Origin of the sequence: Rhodococcus jostii RHA1 (assembly GCF_000014565.1) — a bacterium.
GTDB lineage: Bacteria > Actinomycetota > Actinomycetes > Mycobacteriales > Mycobacteriaceae > Rhodococcus_F > Rhodococcus_F jostii_A.
Window position 1 is genome coordinate 3,847,413 of record NC_008268.1, and the last position, 24,447, is coordinate 3,871,859.

Annotated in this window: 22 protein-coding genes and 1 pseudogene; 11 read left to right on the plus strand and 12 right to left on the minus strand. The window is 66.7% G+C overall.

The genetic code is table 11. The annotated features are described in order from the left end of the window. Positions 1–116 precede the first annotated feature (116 nt). A complete protein-coding gene (locus RHA1_RS17665; RefSeq protein ID WP_011596241.1) occupies positions 117–1,568 on the minus strand; it encodes a CCA tRNA nucleotidyltransferase in 1,452 nt (483 codons plus the stop codon). A gap of 149 nt (positions 1,569–1,717) precedes the next feature. On the opposite strand from RHA1_RS17665, the gene RHA1_RS17670 reads away from it, so the two are divergent. From RHA1_RS17670 to RHA1_RS17690, 5 genes are all read left to right on the plus strand, one after another. Continuing rightward, entirely contained in the window at positions 1,718–2,293 is a 576-nt protein-coding gene (locus RHA1_RS17670; protein WP_005572816.1) for an NUDIX hydrolase, read from the plus strand. 2 nt (positions 2,294–2,295) lie between these two features. Then, a complete protein-coding gene (locus RHA1_RS17675) occupies positions 2,296–4,686 on the plus strand; it encodes a DUF6049 family protein (protein ID WP_011596243.1) in 2,391 nt (796 codons plus the stop codon). A 113-nt stretch (positions 4,687–4,799) separates the two neighbouring features. After that, on the plus strand, positions 4,800–8,678 hold the full coding sequence (gene murJ, locus RHA1_RS17680; protein ID WP_011596244.1) for a murein biosynthesis integral membrane protein MurJ: 3,879 nt from the start codon (positions 4,800–4,802) through the stop codon (positions 8,676–8,678). A gap of 47 nt (positions 8,679–8,725) precedes the next feature. After that, positions 8,726–9,307, plus strand: coding sequence for an RNA polymerase sigma factor SigM (sigM, locus tag RHA1_RS17685; RefSeq protein ID WP_011596245.1), 582 nt, complete (start codon positions 8,726–8,728; stop codon positions 9,305–9,307). Positions 9,308–9,385: 78 nt separating this feature from the next. Next, positions 9,386–10,135, plus strand: coding sequence for an RsmA family anti-sigma factor (locus RHA1_RS17690; RefSeq protein ID WP_011596246.1), 750 nt, complete (start codon positions 9,386–9,388; stop codon positions 10,133–10,135). A 3-nt stretch (positions 10,136–10,138) separates the two neighbouring features. On the opposite strand, the gene RHA1_RS17695 is transcribed toward RHA1_RS17690, so the two are convergent. Continuing rightward, entirely contained in the window at positions 10,139–10,711 is a 573-nt protein-coding gene (locus RHA1_RS17695; protein ID WP_011596247.1) for a TetR/AcrR family transcriptional regulator, read from the minus strand. Between the two features lie 89 nt (positions 10,712–10,800). Here RHA1_RS17695 and RHA1_RS17700 point away from each other — a divergent pair, with 89 nt between their 5' ends. The 5 genes from RHA1_RS17700 to RHA1_RS17720 all read left to right on the plus strand — a co-directional run bounded on the left by RHA1_RS17700 (position 10,801) and on the right by RHA1_RS17720 (position 15,820). Next, the gene (locus tag RHA1_RS17700) at positions 10,801–11,772 is read left to right on the plus strand and encodes an NAD-dependent epimerase/dehydratase family protein (protein WP_011596248.1); all 972 of its coding nucleotides are present in this window, start codon (positions 10,801–10,803) and stop codon (positions 11,770–11,772) included. 36 nt (positions 11,773–11,808) lie between these two features. Next, positions 11,809–12,996, plus strand: coding sequence for a 4,4'-dithiodibutanoate disulfide reductase (nox, locus tag RHA1_RS17705; RefSeq protein WP_009476731.1), 1,188 nt, complete (start codon positions 11,809–11,811; stop codon positions 12,994–12,996). A gap of 112 nt (positions 12,997–13,108) precedes the next feature. Further along, positions 13,109–14,092, plus strand: a complete 984-nt coding sequence (trxB, locus tag RHA1_RS17710; RefSeq protein WP_009476732.1) for a thioredoxin-disulfide reductase — start codon at positions 13,109–13,111, stop codon at positions 14,090–14,092. 39 nt (positions 14,093–14,131) lie between these two features. Continuing rightward, the gene (gene trxA / locus RHA1_RS17715; protein WP_009476733.1) at positions 14,132–14,455 is read left to right on the plus strand and encodes a thioredoxin; all 324 of its coding nucleotides are present in this window, start codon (positions 14,132–14,134) and stop codon (positions 14,453–14,455) included. A 165-nt stretch (positions 14,456–14,620) separates the two neighbouring features. Beyond that, positions 14,621–15,820 (plus strand): N-acetylmuramoyl-L-alanine amidase, encoded by a 1,200-nt coding sequence (locus RHA1_RS17720; protein ID WP_009476734.1) that lies wholly within the window; start codon positions 14,621–14,623, stop codon positions 15,818–15,820. Positions 15,821–15,838: 18 nt separating this feature from the next. Here the strand turns inward: RHA1_RS17720 and RHA1_RS17725 are convergent, their stop codons facing one another. The 5 genes and pseudogenes from RHA1_RS17725 to RHA1_RS17745 form a co-directional block, all read right to left on the minus strand. Beyond that, complete coding sequence (locus RHA1_RS17725; protein WP_005560833.1) at positions 15,839–16,537, minus strand: GNAT family N-acetyltransferase; 699 nt, start codon at positions 16,535–16,537, stop codon at positions 15,839–15,841. 157 nt (positions 16,538–16,694) lie between these two features. Next, positions 16,695–17,777: a ParB/RepB/Spo0J family partition protein gene (locus RHA1_RS17730; protein ID WP_011596249.1), complete on the minus strand. Its 1,083-nt coding sequence runs from the start codon at positions 17,775–17,777 to the stop codon at positions 16,695–16,697. Beyond that, the gene (locus tag RHA1_RS17735; RefSeq protein ID WP_011596250.1) at positions 17,774–18,787 is read right to left on the minus strand and encodes a ParA family protein; all 1,014 of its coding nucleotides are present in this window, start codon (positions 18,785–18,787) and stop codon (positions 17,774–17,776) included. Before RHA1_RS17735 ends, RHA1_RS17730 begins: the two co-directional genes overlap by 4 nt. Positions 18,788–18,855: 68 nt before the next feature. Continuing rightward, complete coding sequence (rsmG, locus tag RHA1_RS17740; RefSeq protein WP_029539744.1) at positions 18,856–19,539, minus strand: 16S rRNA (guanine(527)-N(7))-methyltransferase RsmG; 684 nt, start codon at positions 19,537–19,539, stop codon at positions 18,856–18,858. 709 nt (positions 19,540–20,248) lie between these two features. Further along, positions 20,249–20,654 (minus strand): annotated as a pseudogene (locus RHA1_RS17745) (nuclear transport factor 2 family protein). 556 nt (positions 20,655–21,210) lie between these two features. Here RHA1_RS17745 and RHA1_RS51315 point away from each other — a divergent pair. Then, the gene (locus tag RHA1_RS51315) at positions 21,211–21,405 is read left to right on the plus strand and encodes a hypothetical protein (protein WP_041811648.1); all 195 of its coding nucleotides are present in this window, start codon (positions 21,211–21,213) and stop codon (positions 21,403–21,405) included. A 282-nt stretch (positions 21,406–21,687) separates the two neighbouring features. Here RHA1_RS51315 and RHA1_RS17755 read toward each other — a convergent pair whose 3' ends face one another. From RHA1_RS17755 to rpmH, 5 genes are read right to left on the minus strand one after another with little or no spacing between them, the layout of a single operon-like run. Then, positions 21,688–22,242: a Jag family protein gene (locus tag RHA1_RS17755; RefSeq protein WP_005249113.1), complete on the minus strand. Its 555-nt coding sequence runs from the start codon at positions 22,240–22,242 to the stop codon at positions 21,688–21,690. Between the two features lie 19 nt (positions 22,243–22,261). Continuing rightward, positions 22,262–23,374: a membrane protein insertase YidC gene (yidC, locus tag RHA1_RS17760; protein WP_011596256.1), complete on the minus strand. Its 1,113-nt coding sequence runs from the start codon at positions 23,372–23,374 to the stop codon at positions 22,262–22,264. Between the two features lie 4 nt (positions 23,375–23,378). Next, positions 23,379–23,744: a membrane protein insertion efficiency factor YidD gene (gene yidD / locus RHA1_RS17765; RefSeq protein WP_011596257.1), complete on the minus strand. Its 366-nt coding sequence runs from the start codon at positions 23,742–23,744 to the stop codon at positions 23,379–23,381. Beyond that, positions 23,741–24,118, minus strand: a complete 378-nt coding sequence (gene rnpA / locus RHA1_RS46200; protein ID WP_011596258.1) for a ribonuclease P protein component — start codon at positions 24,116–24,118, stop codon at positions 23,741–23,743. The genes yidD and rnpA overlap by 4 nt, the downstream gene beginning before the upstream one ends. 27 nt (positions 24,119–24,145) lie before the next feature. Beyond that, the gene (rpmH, locus tag RHA1_RS46205) at positions 24,146–24,289 is read right to left on the minus strand and encodes a 50S ribosomal protein L34 (RefSeq protein WP_005263481.1); all 144 of its coding nucleotides are present in this window, start codon (positions 24,287–24,289) and stop codon (positions 24,146–24,148) included. Positions 24,290–24,447: the final 158 nt, after the last annotated feature.

Sequence of the window (24,447 nt, forward strand, 5' to 3'; positions counted from 1 at the left end):
ACCCGGGCCCGGTGGTGATGTCGACCAGGCCGTGTGACCGTCGTCACGTCAGGTGAACGGCCGCCCGAAAGCGGAATAAGGAGATGAGACGTCGACCCGAACGGATCGACGCTCGGTCAGCCCTGCTGCGTGGCCCACCACGACAGCAGTTCGGCCTCGGCCTCGTCGCGGCTGAGGGGGCCACGATCGAGCCGGAGCTCCTTCAGGTACTTCCACGCCTTACCGACGTCGGGGCCCGCCGGAATGCCGAGCAACTCCATGATCGCGTTGCCGTCGAGGTCAGGGCGCACCCGCGCGAGATCTTCCTGCTCGGCGAGCCGGGCGATCCGCTCCTCGATGTCGTCGTATGTCGCCTGCAGGGCGGCCGCCCGCCGCTTGTTACGGGTGGTGCAATCGGCGCGGACCAGCTTGTGCAGCCGCGGCAGCAGCGGGCCGGCATCGGTCACGTACCGGCGCACGGCGGAATCCGTCCACTGACCCTTGCCGTAACCGTGGAACCGCAGGTGGAGGAACACCAGCTGCGAGACGTCGTCGACCATCTGCTTCGAATACTTCAGCGCCCGCATCCGCTTGCGGACCATCTTCGCGCCGACCACCTCGTGGTGGTGGAAGCTCACACCACCGCCCGGCTCGTTGCGCTTCGTGTCCGGTTTACCGATGTCGTGCAGCAGCGCCGCCCACCGCAACACCAGGTCGGGGTCGCCGTCCTCGAGGTCGACGGCCTGCTTCAGCACGGTCAGCGAATGCCAGTACACGTCCTTGTGCTGGTGGTGCTCGTCGATCTCGAGCTTCATCTGCGGCACCTCGGGCAGCACGAAATCGGCGAGACCCGTCTCGCACATCACGTTCATGCCGTCGATGGGGAACTCGCCGAGAATCAGCTTGTCGAGTTCGGCCCGCACGCGTTCGGCCGTGATCCGCTCGATCTGAGGCGCCATGTCGACGATGGCCTGATGCACACGCTCGTGCAGCGTGAACCCCAGCTGGGACACGAACCGGGCGGCCCGCAACATGCGCAACGGATCGTCGTTGAAGGAGTTCTCCGGCGCCGACGGCGTGTCCAGCACCCCGGCCAGCAGCGCGTTCATGCCGCCCAGAGGATCGACGAAGTCCTGCGATCCGTCCGCACCGATCCGCACGGCCATCGCGTTGACCGTGAAATCGCGCCGCACCAGATCGTCCTCGAGCTTCGTCCCGAACTGGACGACCGGATTGCGCGACACCCGGTCGTAGGCGTCGGCGCGATACGTCGTGATCTCGATCTGCTGGCCCGCCTTGGCGGCGCTGATCGTCCCGAACTCGATGCCCGTGTCCCACTGGTTGTCGGCCCAGCCGGACAGCAGTTTCTGCACCCGCTCCGGGTGGGCGTCGGTGGTGAAGTCGAGGTCGGTGCCGAGGCGGCCCAGGATCGCGTCCCGGACACTGCCCCCCACCAGGTACAACTCGTGACCGGCGGCGGCGAACCTCTCACCGAGCGGCGTCAGGACTTCGGACAGCTCGCGCAGCGTCACCGCGGCGCCGGCAAGCAGTCGCGTACGGCGCTCGTCGTCGAGAGAAGGGGCAGTCACGTCCAGGAAGCTTACCGAGGTGCGCAAATAGCGAGATACGCATACACGCTGTCACCTCGCCGTTCGGTTCACCACAGGTGTGTCACGAAGCGTCTCGGTTCGGGTGCGGCGTTCCGGTGGAGACGGCAAAGCCAACTACTATCGATGGGGTGTCTGCTGCCGAACGTGCGAACAGGAGTCGCCGCAACTCGCGGCGGCGCGGCGCCGTCGGCAAACCCGCGAAACCCCACATGAGGACGGTTCGCGAAACTTCGGCGGGCGGGCTCGTCGTCAACGGTCTCGGCGGACCGCGGGAGAATCTGTGCGCCGCGCTGATCGGACGCACCGACCGACGCGGGCGGTTGCTGTGGTCGCTGCCCAAGGGACACATCGAGCAGGGCGAGACCGCCGAACAGACCGCGATGCGTGAGGTCGAGGAAGAGACCGGCATCCAGGGCACCGTCCTCGCGTCGCTCGGCAGCATCGACTACTGGTTCGTCACCGAGGGCCGGCGGGTCCACAAGACCGTCCACCACTATCTGCTGAGATGCCTCGGTGGGGAACTGTCGGACGAAGACGTGGAAGTCACCGAGGTAGCGTGGGTGCCGCTCGCCGAGCTGGGATCACGCCTGGCCTACGCAGACGAACGGAAACTCGCAGAAATCGCCGGTGACTTGATCTCCAAGATGACTACCACCCCGACCGCTCCCGACCTGAAGCTCCAGAAGGGGCCAGACGCCGGATGAGGATGGCTTTGCGTCGGGTCGGTGCCGTGACGTTGACCGCACTCGCGGTCGTTCTGGCTCCCACCAGCACCGTGGTGGCTGCGGCCCAGGACCCGGTGCCGCCCGAGAGCGCCGGGACCCAGACGGTCGACGAGGACCCCGAGTTTCTCGAACTGCACATCGACGACGTCACGCCGTCCACGGTCACCACCACCAGCGACCCGTTCGTCACCGTCACGGGCTCGGTGAAGAACATCGGTGACCGCACGGTCCGCGACGTCGGCGTGCGGTTGCAGCGCGCTCCCGCCGTCGCGAGCAGCGAGGGCCTCCGTACGTCCCTCACCCTCGATCAGTCGCGGTACGACACGGTCGGCATGTTCGACACGGTCGCGGGCCGCCTCGACGAGGGGCAGAGCAAGCAGTTCACGTTGTCGCTGCCACTGCGGTCCGACACCGACATCTCCCTCGACATCACCGAACCCGGCGTGTATCCGCTGATGGTGAACGTGAACGGCACCCCCGAGTACGGCGGTGCGGCGCGTCTCGACGACGCCCGTTTCCTGCTCCCCGTGTTCGGGGTCCCCGGCACTCCGGCCGTGCCCCCGGACATCTCCAGTCCCGTCGCCGTCACCATGATGTGGCCGCTCGCCGACCGGCCCCGGCTCGCGGCGGGGGTGCCCGGCTCCGTCACCGAACCGGTCCGTCTCGTCGACGACGACCTCGCGACCTCGCTCGCGGACGGCGGCCGCCTCGACGAACTGCTGGGCGCGGCGGAGTTCGCCACCCGGGAGAGCGTCGACCGCGATCACACGCTCCGGGACAGTCTGTGCCTGGCCGTCGACCCGGACCTGCTGATCACCGTCGAGAACATGGCGCGTGGATATCTGGTGGTGGACGACCCGTCCGATCCCACCGGTTCCGCGCACGAGGGCGCCGGTAAGGATGCCGCGTCGGCGTGGCTCGACCGCGCCCGGTCGCTGGCCGCGTCCATGTGCACCACGTCGGTGCCGTTCGCGCAGGCCGACTTGTCCGCGATCACCGAGGTCGCGAACCCGGACCTCACCGCGACCGCCGTCGAAGCCCCCGCGGACATCGTCGACAACGTTCTGGGTGTCACGTCGCTGCGCAATTTCGTGTGGAGCGACGCCGGGGTGCTCGACGACGCGACGGCCCAGATGCTCCGCGGAGACGAGGCGACCACCACGCTCGTGGCCGCGAATTCCATCGACACGACGACACCCCGCGACAGCGCCCACGTCATCGAGGCGACACCGCCCCCCGCGCCCGTTCCCGCGAACGGGGAGACGACCCCGGCGGCCACCGAGACGCCCGCCGCCACCGGAAGCGTCGACGCGCTGCTGTTCGATCCCGCGGTCGGCACGGCGCTCGCGGCCATGGGGGCGACACCGCAGACCCCCTCGTACACCCCGGAGCGCGCGCGGTACGACCTCTCGGACGATTCCCAGACCGCCCGGCTGCAGGACGCGCTCGGCGCGGTGTCCTGGTCTGCCCTCGAACCCGAGGCCGCACGGGCCGCCGGCACCCCGCGATCGCTGATGGTGGTGCCACCGCAGCTGTGGACGGCAGGCGCCGAGGACGCGAAGACACTGCTGTCCACGGTGTCCTCGCTGATGCGCTCGGGGCTGGCGACGCCCCGGCCACTGCCCGCGATCCTGGGACGGCAGCCCGGATCACCCGAGATCGCGACCCTGGAGTACCCGGATCAGGCCGCCGAGGACGGCGTCCCCGCCCACATCCGCGACGCCGCCGCCACGCAGACACCCCGCATCGAGGCACTGAACGCCGCGCTGGTCGACGACCCGCAGGCCCCGCTCACCCCGGAACGCTTCACCGCACCGCTGCGGGAGGACCTCCTGCGCTCGATGAGCCTCGCGCATCGCCGCGACGACGAACGACGGTCCGCGGAAGAGGCGTCCGACGTGCGCGCCGACGAGGTGGCCGAGACCATGGACGACCTGTTCGGGGCCGTCACCGTCGTGTCGCCGGGCGGCGTCTACACGCTGGCCTCGGAACAGAGCCCACTGCTGCTGGTGGCCAGGAACGACCTGCCGGTCGGGATCACCGTCCGCCTCCAGGTGGATGCGCCGTCGGGGATGACCATCACCGACATCGGCCCCACCACACTGCCCCCGCGCGGCAGTCGCACCCTCACCGTTCCCACCGAGGCCAACGACTCCCGCAAGCTCGTCGTCAAATTCTCTCTGACCACCGCCGATGGACAGCAACTGGGAGAGCCGACCAGCGTGACGGTACGGTCCAACGCGTACGGGCAGGCATTGGCGATACTGACAGCATGCGCGGGTGCTCTGCTGCTGTTCCTCGCCGGCCGCCGGCTGTGGCATCGATTCCGCGGCCAGCCGGATCCAGCTGACGAAGGGTACGAACGTTCATGACCGGGAACTTGCCCAGTAGGGGCCAGAGGCTTCCCGATCGCTCCCATCCCCGGGTCGCGCCGTGGGAGCGGGACCACTGGGCTCGGGAAATCCGGCCGGACGAGGCGCCGACGGTGCAGTTCGCGGCCATCCGCGTCGACCCCTCGCCGCCTCCGGTCCGGGATTCCGGGCCCTCGACCGCGCCGCAGAAGCAGAGCAACTCGCGACTGCTGGCGTCCACCGGCTCGATCGCGGTGGCGACGCTCGTCAGCCGCATCACCGGATTCGCCAAACAGCTCCTCGTCCTGACGCTGCTCGGTGGGTCGGTGGCCAGCTCGTTCACCGTCGCCAGCCAGATCCCGAACATGATCTCCGAGCTCGTGCTGGGAGCGGTGCTCACCGCGATCGTGGTGCCCGTCCTGGTGCGCGCCGAACGCGAGGACCCGGATCAGGGTGCGGCGTTCGTCCGACGCCTGTTCACCGCCACGTGTGTGCTGCTCGGCACGGCGGCGTTGCTGGCGACCGCCGCGGCACCCGTACTCACCACCCACGTCTTCCTGTCGGCCGACGGCAAGGTGAATACGTCCCTCACCACAGCTCTGTCCTATCTCCTCCTGCCCGCGATCCTGTTCTACGGACTGTCGGCGCTGCTCACGGCCATTCTCAACACACGGCAGGTGTTCAAACCCGGTGCCTGGGCTCCGGTGCTCAACAACGTCGTGATGCTCACCGTCCTGGTGATCTACTACGCGACACCGGGGGAGATCACCCTCGATCCGGTGCGGATGAGCGACCCGAAACTGCTGGTCCTCGGTGTGGGCGTCACGCTGGGTGTGGTGGTGCAGGCGCTGAGCCTGGTGCCTGCGATCCGGCGCGAGGGCATCTCGCTGAAACCGCTGTGGGGCCTCGACGACCGGCTCAAGCAGTTCGGCGGCATGGCCGTCGCGATCATCCTGTACGTGCTGATCAGCCAGGCAGGAATGATCGTCGCCACCCGCATCTCGTCCCACGCGGACGCATCGGGTCCCGCGATCTACAACAACGCGTGGCTGCTGCTGCAGCTGCCGTACGGCGTGCTCGGCGTGACGGTGCTGACGGCGATCATGCCGCGGCTCAGCCGCAACGCCGCCGCCGACGACACCCCCGCCGTGGTCGACGACCTGTCCGTCGCCACCCGGCTCACGATGATCTCCCTCATCCCGATCATCACGTTCCTCACGTTCGCCGGCCCCGAGATCGGCCAGGCACTGTACGGGTACGGCAACTTCGGGTCCGGTGACGCCGAACGCCTCGGTCAGGCCGTCAGCTGGTCGGCCTTCACGCTCATTCCCTATTCCCTGGTACTGATCCAGCTCCGCGTGTTCTACGCCCGCGAACAGGCCTGGACCCCCACGTGGATCGTCCTCGGCATCACCGCGGTGAAGATCGCTTTGTCCGCTCTCACCCCCCTCATCGCCTCCAGCGACGACCAGGTGGTCATCCTCCTCGGCGCCGCGAACGGCCTGGGCTACATCACCGGCGCGCTCGTCGGGGGCTGGCTGCTGCACCGCAGTCTCGGCAACCTGCAGATGGCGAACGTCGGCAAGACGGTGTGGGTGGTGGTGCTCGCGTCGATGGCGGGTGCGCTCGTCATGCTCGGCGCCGACCGCCTCCTCGGGCTCGACCGTCTCACCAGTCTGTTCGGCGGTCCGGGCTCGATGGTCCGGGTCATGATCAGCGGTGTCCTGATGCTCGTCGTCACCTTCGTGATCCTCTGGTTCGCGAAGATTCCCGAAATCGTGTCCATCACCGTCGCCGTCGCCCGCAAAGTTCGCGCGCTGCGCGGTCGCGGCGCCGCACCGGAACCGGAGGCCGACCCGCTCGCAGACGCCGAAACCGAACTGATTCCCGTGGTCCGCGCCACACCGCACCACTTCGGGGGACAGCCGCGTGGTATCGAACGACCCGGTGGACTCCCGTACCCTGGACACGAGCGGGTCGGATCGCCGCCCGGTACTGGTCGGAGTTGGGCATTCGAGAATGAAGGAGTGAGGGTGAGCGACGACGACGTGGCCGGCAGCAAGAGAGCCGGAGGTTCTACGGTGCAAGCGTCCGAACGCGATTCGGCCGCCGCCCCCAACGGCGTCGACGCCCCGACCACCCGGATCTCGTCCGAGTCGGCCTCCACCGACTCCGCGAAGTCCGGCAAGCAGGCCGGCGCCGACGCACCGCAGAAGAAGGACGCGGACACGTCCGCGGGCGCCGCAGACACTCCGAAAACGGGGCAGAGCAAGGAGACCGGCGGTCCTGCGGATGCGCAGACGAAGGCTGCGCCGACGACTCCCGCCGACGACTCCGGCGAATCGCGCGGAGACACACGTCACATGGGCGCTGCCCCCGCACGGGATCTCAGTTACGACACCGGAGTGATCCCGATCACACCGGCACCCGGACGTGAGCCCGGCGCAGGCCCGCGTCGTACTCCCCGTGGCCCCAAGCTCATTCCCGGCGCGTCCGTCGCGGGCGGTCGGTACCGCCTGCTGACTCCGCACGGTGGTTCGCGCGGACTGCAGTTCTGGCAGGCACTCGACGTCAAGCTCGACCGCGAGGTGGCCCTGACGTTCGTGGACGCCGAACAGCGCTCCACCTCCGCCGGTCCCGAAGGCCCGCAAGCCATTCTGTCGCGCACCCTGCGCCTGGGCCGGATCAACTCGCCCGGTCTCGCCCGCGTGCTCGACGTGGTCCGCGGTAGCTCCGGCGGCATCGTCGTCGCCGAGTGGACCCCGGGCCGCTCGCTGCGGGAGATGGCCGACACGAAGCCGTCTCCGATCGGCGCCGCCAGTGCCATCCGCGCACTCGCCGCGGCCGCCGAGACCGCGCACCGGGCCGGCGGGGCACTGTCCATCGACCACCCCGACCGCGTCCGTATCAGCATCAACGGCGATGCCGTGCTGGCGTTCCCGGCCACGCTCGCCGACTCCGACTCGAGTACCGACGTGCGCGGACTGGGCGCCATGCTCTACGCCCTCATCACCGCCCGCTGGCCGCTGGGTGACCCGTCCGCGCCCTCGGGTGACCCGTCGGGGTCGCACCGTCCGGGCAGCGTCGGCGGTATGCGACTGGCCGACCGCGACTCCAGCGGACAGCCCATCGGACCGCGGGTGATCCGGCCGGAGGTCCCGTTCGAGATCTCCGCGGTGGCGTTGCGCTCGCTCGAGCCGAACGGGGGAATCCGCACGGCGGCCACCGTGCAGCACATTCTCGATCAGGCGTCCGTCGTCAACGACAAGACCGAATTCATCCCCGCCCTGCGGCTCGGGCAGCGGGGCCCCGGCACGACCGGTCACGCTCTCGCCGACCCGGAAGCGTTGGAGGCGGAGAAGAAGAAGTCCAACCGGATGATCGCGGCGCTCGTGGGCCTCGCGGTCGTCACGATCATCGTGCTGGCGCTCCTGGGCTTCTGGCTCGCGACGTTCCTCACGGGCAGCAGTTCCGACGCGCCGCTCACCGAACAGGACTTCGGGCTCACCACGTCGGCCGAGGCACCGCCCAACCCCGAGTCGCCCGCACCCGCGCCCGCCCCGGCGGCGAACGTGGCACCGGTCACGCCCTCGGGGGCAACGGTGTTCTCGCCGCAGGGCACACCCGACTCGGCCGCGAACGCCCGGCTGGCCGTCGACGGCAACACGTCCACCGTGTGGAGCACCGACTCGTACTTCCAGCCCTTCCCCGCGCTGAAGAACGGTGTGGGCCTGATGGTCACGCTGGACGAGCCGGCGACCCTGTCGAGCGTGTGGATCAACTCGCCGACTCCGGGCACCAACGTCGAGATCCGCAGCGCGCCGTCGGAGAACCCGACCCTCGACCAGACGCAGGTGCTCGGTTCGAAGGTCCTCGGCAACGGCGTCACCGACATCCCGGTGAAGTCGGAGGGACCCACCAAGAACGTCCTGGTGTGGATCACCGGCCTGAGCAATTCCGGTGGCAAGAACCAATCGTCCATCGCCGACGTCGGTTTCAACGCCGCGACCTAGTCGGCACCCGGTGCTCGCGGACCGGCGAATTGAGCTAACATCCGCCGGTGCGAATCTTCCGGGGGGATTCCGAGGGTGAGCCCTCGGACGTCGACCTGTTGGCTGCGCACGTCGCCGGCGATCGGCACGCCTTCGAGACACTGCTCGCGCGGCACTACGACCATCTGTGGCACGTCGCCAAACGCACCAGCTACACCACCGAGGATGCGGCGGACGCCCTGCAGGAGGCGCTGCTGTCCGCGCATCGCAACGCAGGCTCGTTCCGCCGGGATGCCGCGGTCCGCAGCTGGCTGCACACGATCGTGGTCAACGCCTGCCTCGACCGGATCCGCCGCAACAAGGCTCGTCCGGCGGTATCCCTGTCCGCGGACGAGGACGACGAGCCGCGCGACGCCCGCGACTATGTGTCCGAGGTGGAGCTCAGCCTGGTGGTCGAGCGCGCACTGGCGCAGCTGCCAGCGGATCAGCGGACCGCGATCGTGGCCGTCGACCTCGAGGGCCGTTCGACCAGCGAGGCCGCCATTCTCCTCGGGGTTCCGGAAGGCACCGTGAAGAGCCGCTGCGCCCGCGGCCGGAAGAAGCTGGCCGCCTCTCTCGAATATTTTCGGGTGGAGGGGAACCGATCATGACTCCGGGGCGTCAAAACGTAGTAGGAGCGGGTAACTGTCCTGACGTCCCGGACCACAACGACTCGGTGAGGAGGTGCCATGGCCGACCGTGAACCCGACCCGTCCGATGCCACGCTGCCTGCACCGCCGTACTCCGAGGACCTGTTGGCCGACCTTCATGCCGGGGTACTGCCGGAGTCGGTCAGCGATCGCCTGTGGCCACTCGTCCGGAACGACCCGCAGGCGATGTCGGTGATCGACGCCCTCGACCGGGTCACCGATCAGCTGGGTGCGCTCGGTCGCGATCATTCCGTCTCGACCCCGATTCCCGCCGACGTCGCCGACCGCATCAATCGTGCTCTCGCCGCGGAGCGGGACACACCTGCCGAGGCCACCGCGGTCCCACTCGCCCGGCGGCGGAAGTGGGCTGCCGCGGCCGCGGGGACGTTCGCGGCGGCGGCAGCGGTCGTGGTGGCCGTCGCGGTCGTCACGCCGGACAGGCAGGAACCCGAGACGCCGATCGTCGCCCTGCCCAGTTCCGAAACCTCGCCGGCACCAGCCGTTCTCGATCTGGGCACCGATCTCGACTCCGGACGCCTCCTCACCGTGATCGGTTCGCGGCAGCTCGGACCACTCGAGGATCCCGCACAACTGTCGGAATGTCTGCGCGCCAACGGTATCGAAACGTCCCGCCCCCTGCTCGGTTCCGGCGAGGTTCGCCTCGACGGTGTTCCCGGGGTACTGCTGCTGGTGGCCGCGCCGCGTCCGCCGCAGATCACGGCCCTGGTGGTCGGCCGCGAGTGCGGCGCGGGAGATCCGGCGACGATCGCCGTCACCGAGATCGGTTGATCCTCAAGATCGTTCCCGCCCCGAACGGGCGACCGGCAGGAGTAGCTCGAGGATCTTCCCACGCAGTTCCGGGGTGTCGTCCTCGACGGCGATCAGGCTGGTGAACAGCGCGGCGCCGGCGGCGAGCACCAGCACGGCCGTCGCGGTGCTCGACCCGGCCGGGTCCTCCTCGCTCTCGAACAGCTGAGTACTCGGCCCGCTGAATCCCCGCCACAGCGCGGTGCGGAGATCGTCGTGGTCCCGGATCGCGGCCAGCAGACCCGGCGTGGCCGCTCGCACCTCCGGTCGTAAGAACAGTTCGGCGCTGCCGGTCACCACCCAACGGATCCAGCCTTCGCGGTCGGTGCCCTCGAACGGTGTCAGGTCGGGTGTTGCACCGAGGATGGCGTCGAGAACCAGGTGCGCCTTCGACGGCCACCGTCGGGTGATGGAGGCCCTGCTCACCCCGGACCGCGTCGCGATGGCCCGCATGCTCAGTTGTTCCCAGCCCGATTCCACGAGCATCGCCCGGGTGACCGCGAGGACGTCGGTGTCGATCCGCGGGTCGCGGGGGCGGCCGCTTCCAGTTGCATTCATTGGTTCGAATTGTGGGACACAAGTGCCTTCCGCGCTATATCGTACCTATTACGAGACCAGTGGCACCGTAATTCGAACAGGACGGTCACATGAAGATCGCAGTCACCGGCGGCACCGGATACGTCGGCGCCCACACCACGCTGGCGCTCCTCGCCGCCGGCCACTCGGTTCGGCTGCTGGTGCTGCCCGCCGAATCTCCCGACGCCGTACTCGCGGCAGCCGGGGACGACGCCGCGCGGATCGAGCAGGTGGTCGGCGACATCCGCGACGCCCAAGTGGTCGCACGCCTCCTCGACGGCTGCGACGCACTGCTCCACGCCGCCGGGGTAGTGGGCACCGACGATCGACGCGAGCAGCTGATGTGGGAGATCAACACGCAGGCCACCGCCGCGATCCTCACCCGGGCGGCGTTCCTCGGACTCGACCCGATCATCCATGTCGCGAGTTTCAGTGCCCTGTTTCCGTCACCCGACGCCGTCATCGGCCCGGACAGTCCGACGGCGTCGGGCCGCAGCGCGTACGGCCGCACCAAAGCGGCCGCCGATCGCATCGCCCGCGCGCTCCAGGACGCGGGCGCCCCCGTGGTCATCACGTACCCGACGAGCGTCGTGGGTCCCGGGCTCGGATCCACGAAGGGCATCACCGAACAGGGCTGGGGCGCGATCGTCAGCGGCGGGGTGGCACCCCGATTCGACGGCGGCATGCAGATGATCGACGTGCGCGACGTGGCCGCGGTCCACGCCGCCGCGATGCACCCCGGCCGCGGTCCCCGGCGATACGTCTGCGGCGGCGAACTCGTCGAGTTCAACCAGCTCATCGACGTCCTCGAACACTCGTCGGGCCGTCGACTCCGGCGCATCCCGCTGTCGGGCAGCACCTTTCGCACGCTCGGGCGGATCGCCGACGTGATCGGCAGGTTCACACCTCTCAGCGCGGGGCTCAGTTACGAGGCCGCCTGGTTGCTCACCTCGGCGACCCCGACCGACGACTCGCGCACCCGCGACGAGCTGGAGCTCACCTGGCGGCCTGCCCGCGCGGCGCTGGCCGCGACCTTCACCTGAACGCCCTTCCACCACCACCCTCGAAGGCGGACCACCATGACCGTTCCACCACCGCACCCCGGCATCTGGGAGCCGGCCCGCCTGGGTCCCCTGACGCTGCGCAACCGCATCGTGAAGGCCGCCACGTTCGAGGGCGTCATGCCGCGCGGCCGGATCACCGACCAGCTCGTCGACTTCCACGCCGAGGTCGCTCGCGGCGGCGCCGCACTGACGACCGTCGCGTACTGCGCCGTCTCACCCGGCGGACGCGTCCACGCGAACACCCTCGTGCTCGACCGCGCCCGCGTCCCCGACCTGCGCCGGCTCACCGACGCCGTTCACGCCGAAGGCGGGTTGGTCGCGGCGCAGATCGGTCATGCCGGTCTGGTCGCGAACACACTGTCCAACCGCACCAAGACCCTCGCGCCGTCCACCCGCCTCAGCCCGCCCGCGATGGGTCTGGTGAAGGGGGCCACCCGAGTAGAACTCGACCAGGTCACTCGGGACTTCGAGGACACGGCCCGCAACGCCGTCGAGGCAGGATTCGACGCGATCGAGGTCCACCTGGGGCACAACTACCTCCTCAGCTCGTTCATGAGCCCCAACCTCAACAAGCGGACCGACGAGTACGGGGGCAGCCTGGAGCGGCGGGCGGCGTTCCCCAGGCGGGTGGTCGAGAGAGTGCGCCACGCCGTCGGCGACTCGGTGGCCGTCACGGCCAAATTCAACATGACAGACGGTGTTCCGAAAGGGCTGTGGCTCGACGACAGTCTCCGTATCGCGCAGCTCCTCGAAGCCGACGGGCATCTCGACGCGCTGCAGCTCACCGGGGGCAGCTCGTTGCTCAACGGGATGTACTTCTTCCGCGGCGAGGTTCCGATGGCGGAATTCGTTGCCTCACAGCCCAAGCTGGTGGGCTGGGGCCTGAAGGTCTACGGGCCGCGCATCTTTCCGACGTACCCCTTCGAGGAAGCGTTCTTCCTCCCGATGGCACGGCAGTTCCGCGAAGCCCTGTCGATGCCGCTCATCCTCCTCGGCGGCATCAACAGACTCGACACGATCGAGAACGCACTCGGCGACGGGTTCGAGTTCGTCGCGATGGCGCGCGCCCTGCTCCGCGACCCGGACCTCGTCAACAAGTTCCGCGACCGGCACGTGGCCGAGGGACTCTGCATCCATTGCAACAAATGCATGCCCACCATCTACACGGGCACCCGCTGCGTCATCCGGGAGACTCTGCGCTGATCAGGGCGCCCGCGAGGGGAGCGACCGGTATCACCTGCAGTCGGGGAACAACACCCTTTAGTCTTGTGTTGATCCATACGACTGAGCACCCCCTCACTACTGGAAGGCCCGCATGACCACTCCATCGACGGTTCATGAACTCATCATCGTTGGTTCGGGACCTGCCGGATACACCGCTGCCGTCTACGCGGCGCGCGCGGAACTCGAACCGTTGCAGTTCGAGGGGACCCAGTTCGGTGGCGCCCTCATGACCACCACCGAGGTCGAGAACTTCCCCGGATTCCGTGAGGGAATCATGGGACCCGACCTGATGGACCAGATGCGCGAGCAGGCCAAGCGGTTCGGCACCGACATCCGCACCGAGGACGTCGAGGAACTCGACCTCACCGGCCCGATCAAGAAGGTCGTCGTCAACGGCGAGACCTACCAGGCGCATGCGGTGGTGCTGGCAATGGGCGCCGCAGCCCGTTACCTGGGGATTCCGGGTGAAGAGAAGTTGCTTGGCCGCGGCGTCAGCGCCTGCGCCACGTGTGACGGATTCTTCTTCAAGGATCAGGACATCGTCGTCGTCGGCGGCGGCGACTCCGCCATGGAGGAGGCCACCTTCCTCACCCGCTTCGCGCGCAGCGTCACCGTGGTGCACCGCCGCGAGGAGTTCCGTGCGTCCCGCATCATGCTCGAGCGCGCCAAGGCGAACGCGAAGATCCGGTTCGTCACCAACGCGGCGCCCGTCGAGGTGCTGGGCGAGAACAGCGTCACCGGCCTCGTGATCCGCGACACCGTCACCGGTGAGACCTCCACGCTGGACGTCACCGGCATGTTCGTCGCCATCGGTCACGACCCGCGCAGCGAACTCGTCAAGGGACAGGTCGACCTCGACGACGCCGGATATGTGCTCGTCAAGACGCCGACCACCGCCACCTCCGTGGACGGAGTCTTCGCCGCCGGCGACCTGGTCGATCACATCTACCAGCAGGCGATCACCGCCGCCGGCACCGGTTGCTCCGCGGCGATGGATGCCGAGCGCTGGCTGGCAGAGCGCGGCGACATCACCGCCAACACCGTCGCCGCCGCGGGCTTACCGGTCGACGCCTGACCTCACCACACACACCCACCTCGAGTAAGGGAAATCCCCGTGTCGAATACCGTCACCATCACCGATGATTCGTTCCAGCAGGACGTCATTTCCAGTGACAAGCCTGTCCTCGTCGACTTCTGGGCCACCTGGTGCGGCCCGTGCAAGATGATCGCCCCCGTCCTCGAGGAGATCGCCGGTGAGCACAGCGAGAAGCTGACCATCGCGAAGCTCGACATCGACGCCAACCCGGGCGCTGCGCGCGATTTCCAGGTCATGTCGATTCCCACGCTGATCCTGTTCAAGGACGGCAAGCCGATCAACACGATTGTCGGCACCAAGGGCAAGGCTGCGCTGCTGAAAGAGCTCGCCGACGTTCTCTGATCGACACCCGAACACCCGGCGCGATTCCCGATTTTGTGGGAATCTCTGAGACAATCGATCGATGTGCTCCAGTCGCATCAGCTAGACCGACCGGAACACATCGATCGTTTTGTTTGTACCGAGACTCGTATGTACTCGTTGATTCGGACTGAGAGGCCCTGAAACATGCACCGACTCCGTCACGGCGACCATGGTCCGGCCGTCGCTGAGATTCGGGGCACTCTGGCCGGTCTCGGTTTCCTGCACAACGGCGTCGCCGACACCCGTCGCGAGGGCACCAACGGTTCGCACTGGATCGCCCCCGACGCCGTGTTCGATCACCACCTGGACAGCGCCGTACGGGCCTTCCAGCAGCAGCGTGGGCTTCTCGTCGACGGAATCGTGGGTCCTGCCACCTACCGGTCCATGAAAGAGGCGTCGTACCGCCTGGGCGCGCGCACGCTGATCTACCAGCTGTCCGCACCGCTCTACGGCGATGACGTCGCCACCCTGCAGACCCGCCTGCAGGATCTCGGCTTCTATGTCGGTCGCGTCGACGGCTTCTTCGGCCCGCAGACCCACGATTCGCTGTCCTCGTTCCAGCGGGAGATCGGGATCGCCGCCGACGGCATCTGCGGTCCGGCCACCCTGCGGTCGCTCGAGTTGCTCGGCACCCGCGTCACCGGTGGGTCACCGCACGCGATGAGCGAAGAAGAAATGGTTCGCAGCTCCGGACCCCAGCTGAGCGGCAAGCGGATCGTCATCGACCCGGGCCTCGGCGGCGACACCTACGGCACCATCGTCCGGTCCGCGTACGGCACGATCTCGGAGTCCGACATCCTGTGGGATCTCGCCAGCCGCCTCGAGGGCCGCATGGCCGCGACGGGCATGGAGACGTTCCTGTCCCGCCCGCACCACGCCAATCCGACGGACATCGAACGCGCGTCCACGTCGAACGCCTTCGATGCCGATCTGATGATCTCGTTGCGCTGCGATGGCAACACGAGCCCGTCCGCCAACGGTGTCGCGAGCTTCCACTTCGGCAACTCGCACGGTTCGACGTCGATGATCGGTCAGGTCCTCACCGGGTTCATTCAGCGGGAGATCGTGGCGCGCACGCCCCTGCAGGATTGCCGGACCCACGGCCGCACCTGGGACCTGCTGCGTCTGACGAACATGCCGACCGTGCAGATCGACCTCGGTTACCTCACCAACGACCTCGACGCCGCGGTGCTCTCCAACCCCCGGGCCCGCGACGCCATCGCCGAAGCGATCCTCATCTCCGTGAAGCGTCTGTACCTGCTCGGTCAGGACGATCAGCCGACCGGAACGTTCACGTTCGCCGAGTTGCTCGCCGAAGAGCTGTCTTCCTCCGAACGTTCCTGACGTCTCGTTCCCGAACGCTCAGTGCGCACCGACGGGTGTGCGCTCCCCGATGTCGACCATGCTCACCGTCGCGGTGTGGATCAGACGCTCCAGGGCAGCCTCGACGTCTTCCTTCCACCCGTGATCCCGGTTCAGCTCGAGCCGTAGGCGCGGGAACCGATGATGGGGCGCGACGATTTCGAAGCCGTTGTCCTCGAGGAAATCGGCCGGGATCATGCACTCCTCGGGGGAGCACTCGCGCGCCGCTGTGGCTGACGCCATCCCGTGTGTGTCGATCGGCCCGGTTCCGTCGGTGTTGCGGATACCGAACGCCTCGAGCGCGCGAACACCGCGGCGCACGAGATCGGCCACCACGGCTTGGATCAAGGTGGTTCCGAGATTCTGTTCTTCCCCGGCCGGCTCGAGCCGAAGGCTGGTGAGGAGGACAGCGTCGGCACCGACCGGAGCGGTCGGGAGAAGCTGCGCGCGCGGCACCGTCCGTGGGGGAGCGTAGAGGGCGCTGCCGACCGGCTTGCCATCCATGACGGCAACCTGACCGCACGATCCCCATTCGAGCATGACCATGGAGAGCCAGGCTTCCTTCTCGAACTCCTGGTCGCAGAATCCGCGCGAACTGTGGATGGCCGCGGGATCCATTTCCCAGAAGACACAGCGACGAGCGTGGGCGGAGAGCTTGTCCAAGCCGTCGAGAGTGAGCGATGTGACGTGAGTCGACACTGGCTAGCTCAGCCTCCATATGTCACTACCGCAGATCATTCGACATCCTCTGGTATTCAACGTTTTTCGCCCCCGATAGTTCTGCTGGAGTCGGTCCGTCAGCGGCCACTGTCACAGTGACGGATCACCCGCGGGTACTGCTACCTCTCTCAGGCGCTCATGAATCGGCCTTCTGTGCCTCCATCATCCCAACGATCCTCTGAAGATCGTCCACCGAACCGAACTCGACCACAATCTTGCCCTTGCGCTTGCCGAGGCTGACCGTGACCCTCGTGTCGAACGAATCCGACAGCCGCTCGGCGACGTCCTGCAGGCCCGGCATCTGGATCGGCTTGCGGCGCTGGGCGGGCTGCGCCGCCTGGTCGTCGCTGCGGTTGGCGAGCGTCACCGCCTCCTCTGTCGCGCGAACGGACATGCCCTCCGCGACGATGCGTGCCGCCATCACCTCTTGCGCGTCGGCTCCGGCCTCGAGCGACAACAGGGCGCGAGCGTGACCGGCGGACAGCACACCCGCCGCGACGCGTCGTTGCACGGGAATCGGCAATTTCAACAGTCGGATCATGTTCGTGACGACGGGACGCGAGCGGCCGATCTTCGCCGCCAGTTCCTCGTGGGTCACCTCGAACTCTTCGAGCAACTGCTGATACGCCGCAGCCTCTTCGAGCGGGTTCAGCTGCACGCGGTGGATGTTCTCCAGGAGCGCGTCGCGAAGCATGGCGTCGTCGCCGGTCTCGCGGACGATCGCCGGGATCGTCTCCAGCTCGGCTTCCTGGCTGGCACGCCACCGACGCTCGCCCATGACGAGCTGGAACTTGCCGTCGTCGAGCGGACGCACCACGATCGGCTGCATCAATCCGAACTCGCGGATCGAGTGGACGAGCTCGGCGAGTGCGTCGTCGTCGAACACCTGACGCGGCTGCTTGGGGTTCCGCTCGATCAGGTCTGGAGCGATTTCCCGGTACACCGCCCCGGTGGGGGAGGGGAGGGGTTGAGCACCGTTTCCGGATTCGCCGTCGGCGCCGTTGCTGCTTCCATTGTTTCCCGTGGACGCGGGAGCGGTCTTCTCGTCGGTCGCAGAGTCCGACGCGTTCGTCGCGGGAGCGGTCAGTACGGTGCGCCGGTCCGCGCCGATCACGACGTCCGCGGCGGCGTTGCCCAGCCCCGGTCCCGTCGTCGTCGGTCCCGTAGGAATGAGCGCAGCCAGTCCACGGCCAAGTCCACCCTTACGCGTCTGACTCATCGCTGCTCCTGCTTCGTGATGTGTGCGGTGCGTGCTGCGAGTTCACGTCCCGCGTCGAGGTAACTCATGGCGCCCCGCGAGCCGGGGTCGTAGTCGAGCACGGTCATGCCGTACCCGGGAGCTTCGGACACCTTCACGCTGCGGGGAATGACGGCGCGGAGGACGGCGTCACCGAAGTGGGTGCGGACCTCTTCGGCCACTTGGTCGGCCAACTTGGTGCGCCCGTCGTACATCGTGAGAAGGACCGTCGACACGTGGAGGTCCGGGTTGAGATGTGCCTGCACCAGTTCGATGTTCCGCAGCAGCTGTCCCACACCCTCGAGGGCGTAGTACTCGCACTGGATCGGAATCAGGACTTCCTTGGCCGCGACCATGGCGTTCACCGTGAGCAGTCCGAGCGAGGGCGGGCAGTCGATCAGGATGAAGTCGGCGTCCACCTCGCCGAGCGCCTTCTCCGAGAGCGCGCCCTTCAGCCGACCCTCGCGGGCGACCATGGAGACCAATTCGATCTCGGCGCCGGCGAGGTCGATCGTGGCCGGAATGCAGAACAGCCGGTCGTTGTGCGGGCTCTTCTGGATCGCCTCCGCTGCCGTTACCTCACCGAGGAGAAGCTCATAGCTGGACGGCACACCGGAGTGGTGGGCGACTCCCAACGCCGTGCTGGCGTTGCCCTGCGGGTCGAGGTCGATGACCAGAACGGTAAGTCCCTGGACCGCGAGGGCGGAGGCGAGGTTGACCGCGCTGGTCGTCTTGCCGACGCCGCCCTTCTGGTTGGCGATCGTGAGGATCCGCCGTTCGGGCGGCTTCGGCAGACTCACCGAGTGGGGGTGCAGCACCTGACTTGCGCGGTGCGCGGCGGCACCGATCGGAGTCTCCTCGACGGAGATTCCGTTGTAGGGGGCCGTGAATCCGTCGTCTCCGTTCCCGGAGCTCGTCGCCTGGCCGGATTGATGGTCGGCTTCACGTGAAGCTGTTTCACGTGAAACGGCGGATTCAGGCCCACCCGACATTGACTACTCCTTCGATTGGGAATCGCTCGTTACTCGACATATTCACTCCCTAGTCACCGTGCACATCGTCATCGACGCTGACGGCGTTTCGGTACACGTTCTGCCCGAACGACAACGGTGGGGACAGGAAGCAGGCCCACTCCGCATTCCACGATATCCAGCTTGCCAGCACCCAACCGAGTCAGGGAAGCGCGATCACGGGAAATCTCTTCGGCGGCGCTCGAACCTTTCAATGCGAGCATTCTCCCATGCTCGTGGATAAGCGGCAGCGACCACTTGGCCAACTTCTCCAACGGTGCCACAGCACGGGACGTCACGACGTCTGCGCCACCGGCTTCCTTCACCACACCCGACTCCTCGGCCCGGCCACGGACCACCAGCACGTCCAGACCGTTCGACTCGACGAACTCGGCGAGGTACACCGACCGTCGCAGCAGCGGCTCCACCAATGTGATCCGGAGATCAGGTCGCGCGATCGCGAGCGGGATACCGGGCAACCCGGCACCGCTTCCGACATCAACGACGGACTCACCCTCGGCGATCAGTTCACCGACGACGGCACAGTTGAGGAGGTGGCGTTCCCAGAGTCGCGGAACCTCCCGTGGTCCGATCAATCCCCGCTCGACCCCGTCGGACGCCAACGACTTGTAGTAGCGCTCCGCAATATCGAATCGTTCACCGAACACCTGGCGTGCCGCCGCTTGTTCGTCCCATTCGGCCGGCTCTCCACCATTCGGTTCCACGTGAAACATCCTCCCGCGAATAACGCGAAATCAACAAACACAGTTTCTTTATTATCCGCCCTCCGTTGCGAGTATGTCCCTTAACTCGAACGCGCAACGCCGGAACAGTGTCGAGCCGCACCCCTTCCGGTGGGGGAGGGGAGGGGTTGAGTTCGTGCACTGTCGGTGAGGCAACCCGCCGACTCGGCGGTCCCGCGTCGCCTCGCCGGTGAACGACCTCGGATGCGTCTCGCGCACATCGCGTCATCTGGTTCTGCGGATCAACAGCGGGGCGATCGACGCGCGGATGTTTCACGTGGAACAGGCGACGGATCGCAAAGGGCGATCTGGGGCCCGTCGTAGTCCCGGCCCGAGTTTGTTCTGCGCCGGTGCGCGCCCGGGACGGTGGTCCGTCTGATCGCATTCGGCGCGGGCAGTTTCACGTGTAACAACTGTCCTGTGTTTCACGTGGAACAGAACCGACACGCCCGCACGTCACCCGGCCGACGTCCCAAGTCGGCGGAGCCAGCGGTCCAGCGAATGGCCGACCTCCCAACGAGGCGCAGCCATCGACGCCTACTCGACGCTACCTCTCGACAACTTCACTCCGATGAAGCCCGAGTTCTCAATCATCACAGTGACGAAACTCCCGGGTGTGGTTGGGTGGGTGAAACTACAACCTAAATTCATTCAAAAACGTCCGAAATGAGCGGCCTGCGGCCTCCACATACGCGATAGGTCAGACCGTGGTGTCCGGGAACGAGTGGTGCTCGTGAGCGACGAGCCAACGACCATCTACCTTCCGCAACCCCACTGTTGAGGCGGAGCCGGTTTTCCGGATTGCCGGCGAGCTCCGCTTCCATTCCACAGCGGAGGAGCGCATGGGCGAACGCAACATCCTCGCCGGCAGTCACGTCCAATGACACCATCTCGAACCTGGCACCCTGCGACTGCCATTCGAAGAACGGCGGCCATGTCTCGCGATACGCATCAATTCCGCGAGCGCCCTCGTATGGCGGCGGCACGTCGAACATCACGATGTCGTCGGAGTGGTCCGCGAGAACCCCGGCCATGACGCCGCTATGCACAGCCTCCACCCAACGGTCGATCAGATTCCGGATCTGTCGTTCGTCCTCGCTCATCATTCACTCCATCAAGTCGACGGCACCGCTTCGGTCGCTTCAATCATGTGGACTTCGAGAAGCGTTGAAACTCATCGCACCGAACCACTGACACGTGAGTGGTATGTCTCAGGACTTCGCGGACGCTTGCGGATCGTTCCGCTCACCATCGCCTGACGAGCGGAACAGAGCTTCGATGGATCCAGCACCCTCTCCACGATCCCAGCAGTAGTCGCGGCAGGAGGGTTACCCGATCGCTTCGTCACAAGGGCCCCGACGGATTCACGTGAGGGCGGCCCCTGAAAACTGAGCGAGGCACGGCATCCCAATCTTGACCCGTCTCCATACATCCTGGCTCGAGTCCGCTCGGCCTGGGCCGCCGAGGGTTGTTGAAGAGTTCCAGACGATGCCGGCGACCCCACCTACTTTGCGGGGGACATCGTCAGCAATTTCCGCTTCCCGCCGCTGCTCGATGGGGCGCATCGCCGGGAAAGTCGGCCGCCTCCGGGAAGTCCGAGGCAGGGAAGAGTCATCTGGTCGACACGCTCGCGCGCACGCCGCGATCGAGACTCAGCTGCGGGTGCTGAAGGCAGTCGGACCCGCCGCCCGGACGCTGGCGAACTTCTGCTCCTGCGAGCTTGTGGTCGTCGACGACATCGGCATGCTGCCCGCCGGACAGAACGCAGCCGTAATCGTGGCGATGGACAATTCACACCGCCTCGCCGACACCTCGCTGGCATGTGCGTGCAGCCGCTCGACTGACGACGGAGGCTGAACTGACCCACCCCTGTCGCGGCACGATCGGGGCGAAGTCGGCGGACCGGTGGCGCAGTGACCCGCCCGCACTGTCCACGAAGTCCTGAGACAGCGCAGTCACGCGACGGTGGCGCACGAAATCTCGCCGCGGACACCCGACCTTTCGGTGGGGGAGGGGAGGGGTTCGTGTTTCACGTGAAACGAAACGAAGCCAAAGTGACGGATCGCAACTACGGATAGCGAGAAGGCGGGGCTCCCGGAGATGAATCCGGGAGCCCCGCCTTGGTGATGCTTGTGTGGATCAGTCCTTGATGACGACCACGCGACGTGAAGGCTCGGCGCCTTCGCTCTCGCTCGAAACCCCATCGACCTTCGCGACTGCGTCGTGAACGATCTTGCGCTCGAACGGTGTCATCGGAGCGAGCTCCTCGCGTTCACCGCTCTCGAGTACGCGGCGGGCAGCCGAGGAACCCAGCTCGGTCAATTCGGCGCGACGGCCGGCACGCCATCCGGCGATGTCGAGCATCAGGCGACTACGTTCGCCCGTCGCCTGCTGCACGGCGAGGCGAGTCAGTTCCTGGAGTGCGTCCAGCACCTCACCCTTGCGCCCGACCAACTTGGTGAGATCGTCTCCACCGTCGATGCTGACAACAGCACGGTCACCCTCGACGTCCAGGTCGATATCGCCGTCGAAGTCGAGTACGTCGAGCAGCTGCTCCAGGTAGTCGCCGGCGATTTCCCCTTCCTCGATCAGGTAGTCGTCAGAATCGGAATCCACCTCGGTGTCCGGGTTCTGCGTCGTTGCAGTCACGTCTGTCTCATCTCCGTCCACTGCGATGTCAGGCTCACTAGCCATGCTCGTTCTCTTTTCTGAATCAGCGCCGCTTGCGCTTGGGGGACTTTCCGCGGTTGGACTGGGGGCGGGCACCGGGCTTCGGCTTCGACGTTCCGGCAGCCGAACCGTCACCACTCACCTGATCGGAGGCGCTGTCTTCGACGATGCCCTCGACGATCTCCGGCTCGTCCGCCGAGGAAGAACCGTCCGTTGCGGTCGCGGACTTCTTCTTTTTCTTGGTGAGATCGGGACGTGCACCGGGCTTCGGAGCGTTGTCCGCCCGGCGTGCGATGGCAGCCTGCTTCTTCTCTTCCTCTTCTTGGTCGATGCGACGGAAGACGATGTGCTGCTGCCCGTAGGTCCAGATGTTGTTACTCACCCAGTACAGGAGGATCGCGATGGGGAGGAACGGACCACCGACGAGCACACCGAGCGGGAAGATCCACAGCGCGAGCTTGTTCATGATCGCGGACTGCGGGTTGGCGGCGGCCTCGGGGCTCTGCCGCGCAACGGAGGCACGTGAGTTGAAGTGAGTCGCGATGCTGGCGATGATCATCAGCGGAACCGCGACGACCGCGATGTTCAGCACGGTGGGGATCGGGCCGTACGCAGCGAACGCGTCGAGCTGCGCCTTCGGCATGGTGATCCAGGCCGAGATGGGAGCGCCGAACAGTCGGGCACTCAGGAAGGACTGCACGTCCTCCACGCTGAAGAAGTAGTTCGGAGTGTTCGCGTTGGCCTCGACCGACATGCCGAGCTGACCGATACCGGTGCCGGTGCGGTTGAAGGAGCGCAGCACGTGAAACAGGCCAATGAAGACCGGCGCCTGCGCGAGAACCGGGAGGCAGCCCATGATGGGGTTGAACCCGTGCTCCTTCTGGAGCTTCTGCATCTCGACGGCCTGACGCTGGCGGTCGCCGGAGTACTTCTTCTGCAGGGCCTTGATCTGCGGCTGAAGTTCCTGCATCTGGCGCGTCGTACGAACCTGCTTGACGAACGGCTTGTACAGCACGGCACGCAGCGTGAACACGAGGAACACGACGGAGAGCGCCCAGGTGATACCGCTGTCCGGGCCCAGGAAGGGAATAGCACCGAAAACCTTGTGCCAGACCCACAGGATCCCGGACACCGGATAGTAAATGAAGTCGAGCACGGCTCTATGTACTCCTCTGTTCGTCCACGTTCGCCGGACAGCAACGACGGCCACCCGCATGACGGTCGCGACGGGCAGGGACCGGGTCCCACCCACCAGGGTGCCAGGGGGCACACTTCGCCAACCGAACCACCGTCAAAAAAAGGCCTTTGATCACCCCGTGGGTACGCAGGGATTCCACCGCGTACTCGCTACAGGTCGGCATGAACCGGCAGGTCGGCATCCTCAGGGGCGACACATACGTCCGGTAGAGCTCGATGAAGAAAATGAGAGTGCGCGCCGGCAACGCACGGACCGACTTCCACGCGGAAGAGGCCGAGGAGGTGGCCTCGGCCGTATCGGCGCGCGACTCGTGGAGTGCGCTTTTCATGCGGAGGTACTCACGGGCGCAAGAAGGTCCAATCGAAGGAGACCTGCACGGAGTTGCTTCTCCAGGTCCCGGCTACTTGCAGTCGCAGCTCCCGGAAGAGCCCGAATCACCACATCGGTGCCCCGTGGAACCACGTCCACGAGGTCGATGCAGATATGACGAAGCCGGCGTGCGACTCGATGTCGAATCACCGCCGGCCCGACAGCCTTACTCACAACCAGTCCGAATCGCGGACCGCCGCTACTCACCAGCTCATCTGCCTGCGCACGGTCGAATGCGTGCACAACCAAGTCGCGTCTTCCCATCCGACGACCACGTCGCACAGTCATCGAAAAATCTGAATGACGACGCAATCGGTGCGGCTCAGGCAACACCCCGAGCTCCCGAACCCAGTGTCGGGATCAGGCGGTGAGAGATTCGCGGCCCTTACGGCGACGCGCCGAAACGATTGCACGACCCGCACGGGTCCGCATACGAAGACGGAAGCCGTGAACGCGCGCGCGGCGTCGGTTGTTCGGCTGGAACGTCCGCTTGCCCTTGGCCACGGTCAACACTCCTCGAAGTTCATCGACGCCTCCCGGCGTCATGGATCTAACATTGGCGAAAACTCAGGTGTTCATCCACAGGGTGGGGATGGAACGACTCCGAAACTGGACTCGAGCCAGCACGAAACCGCCACCTCACCACAGGGTGACTGTTCGAG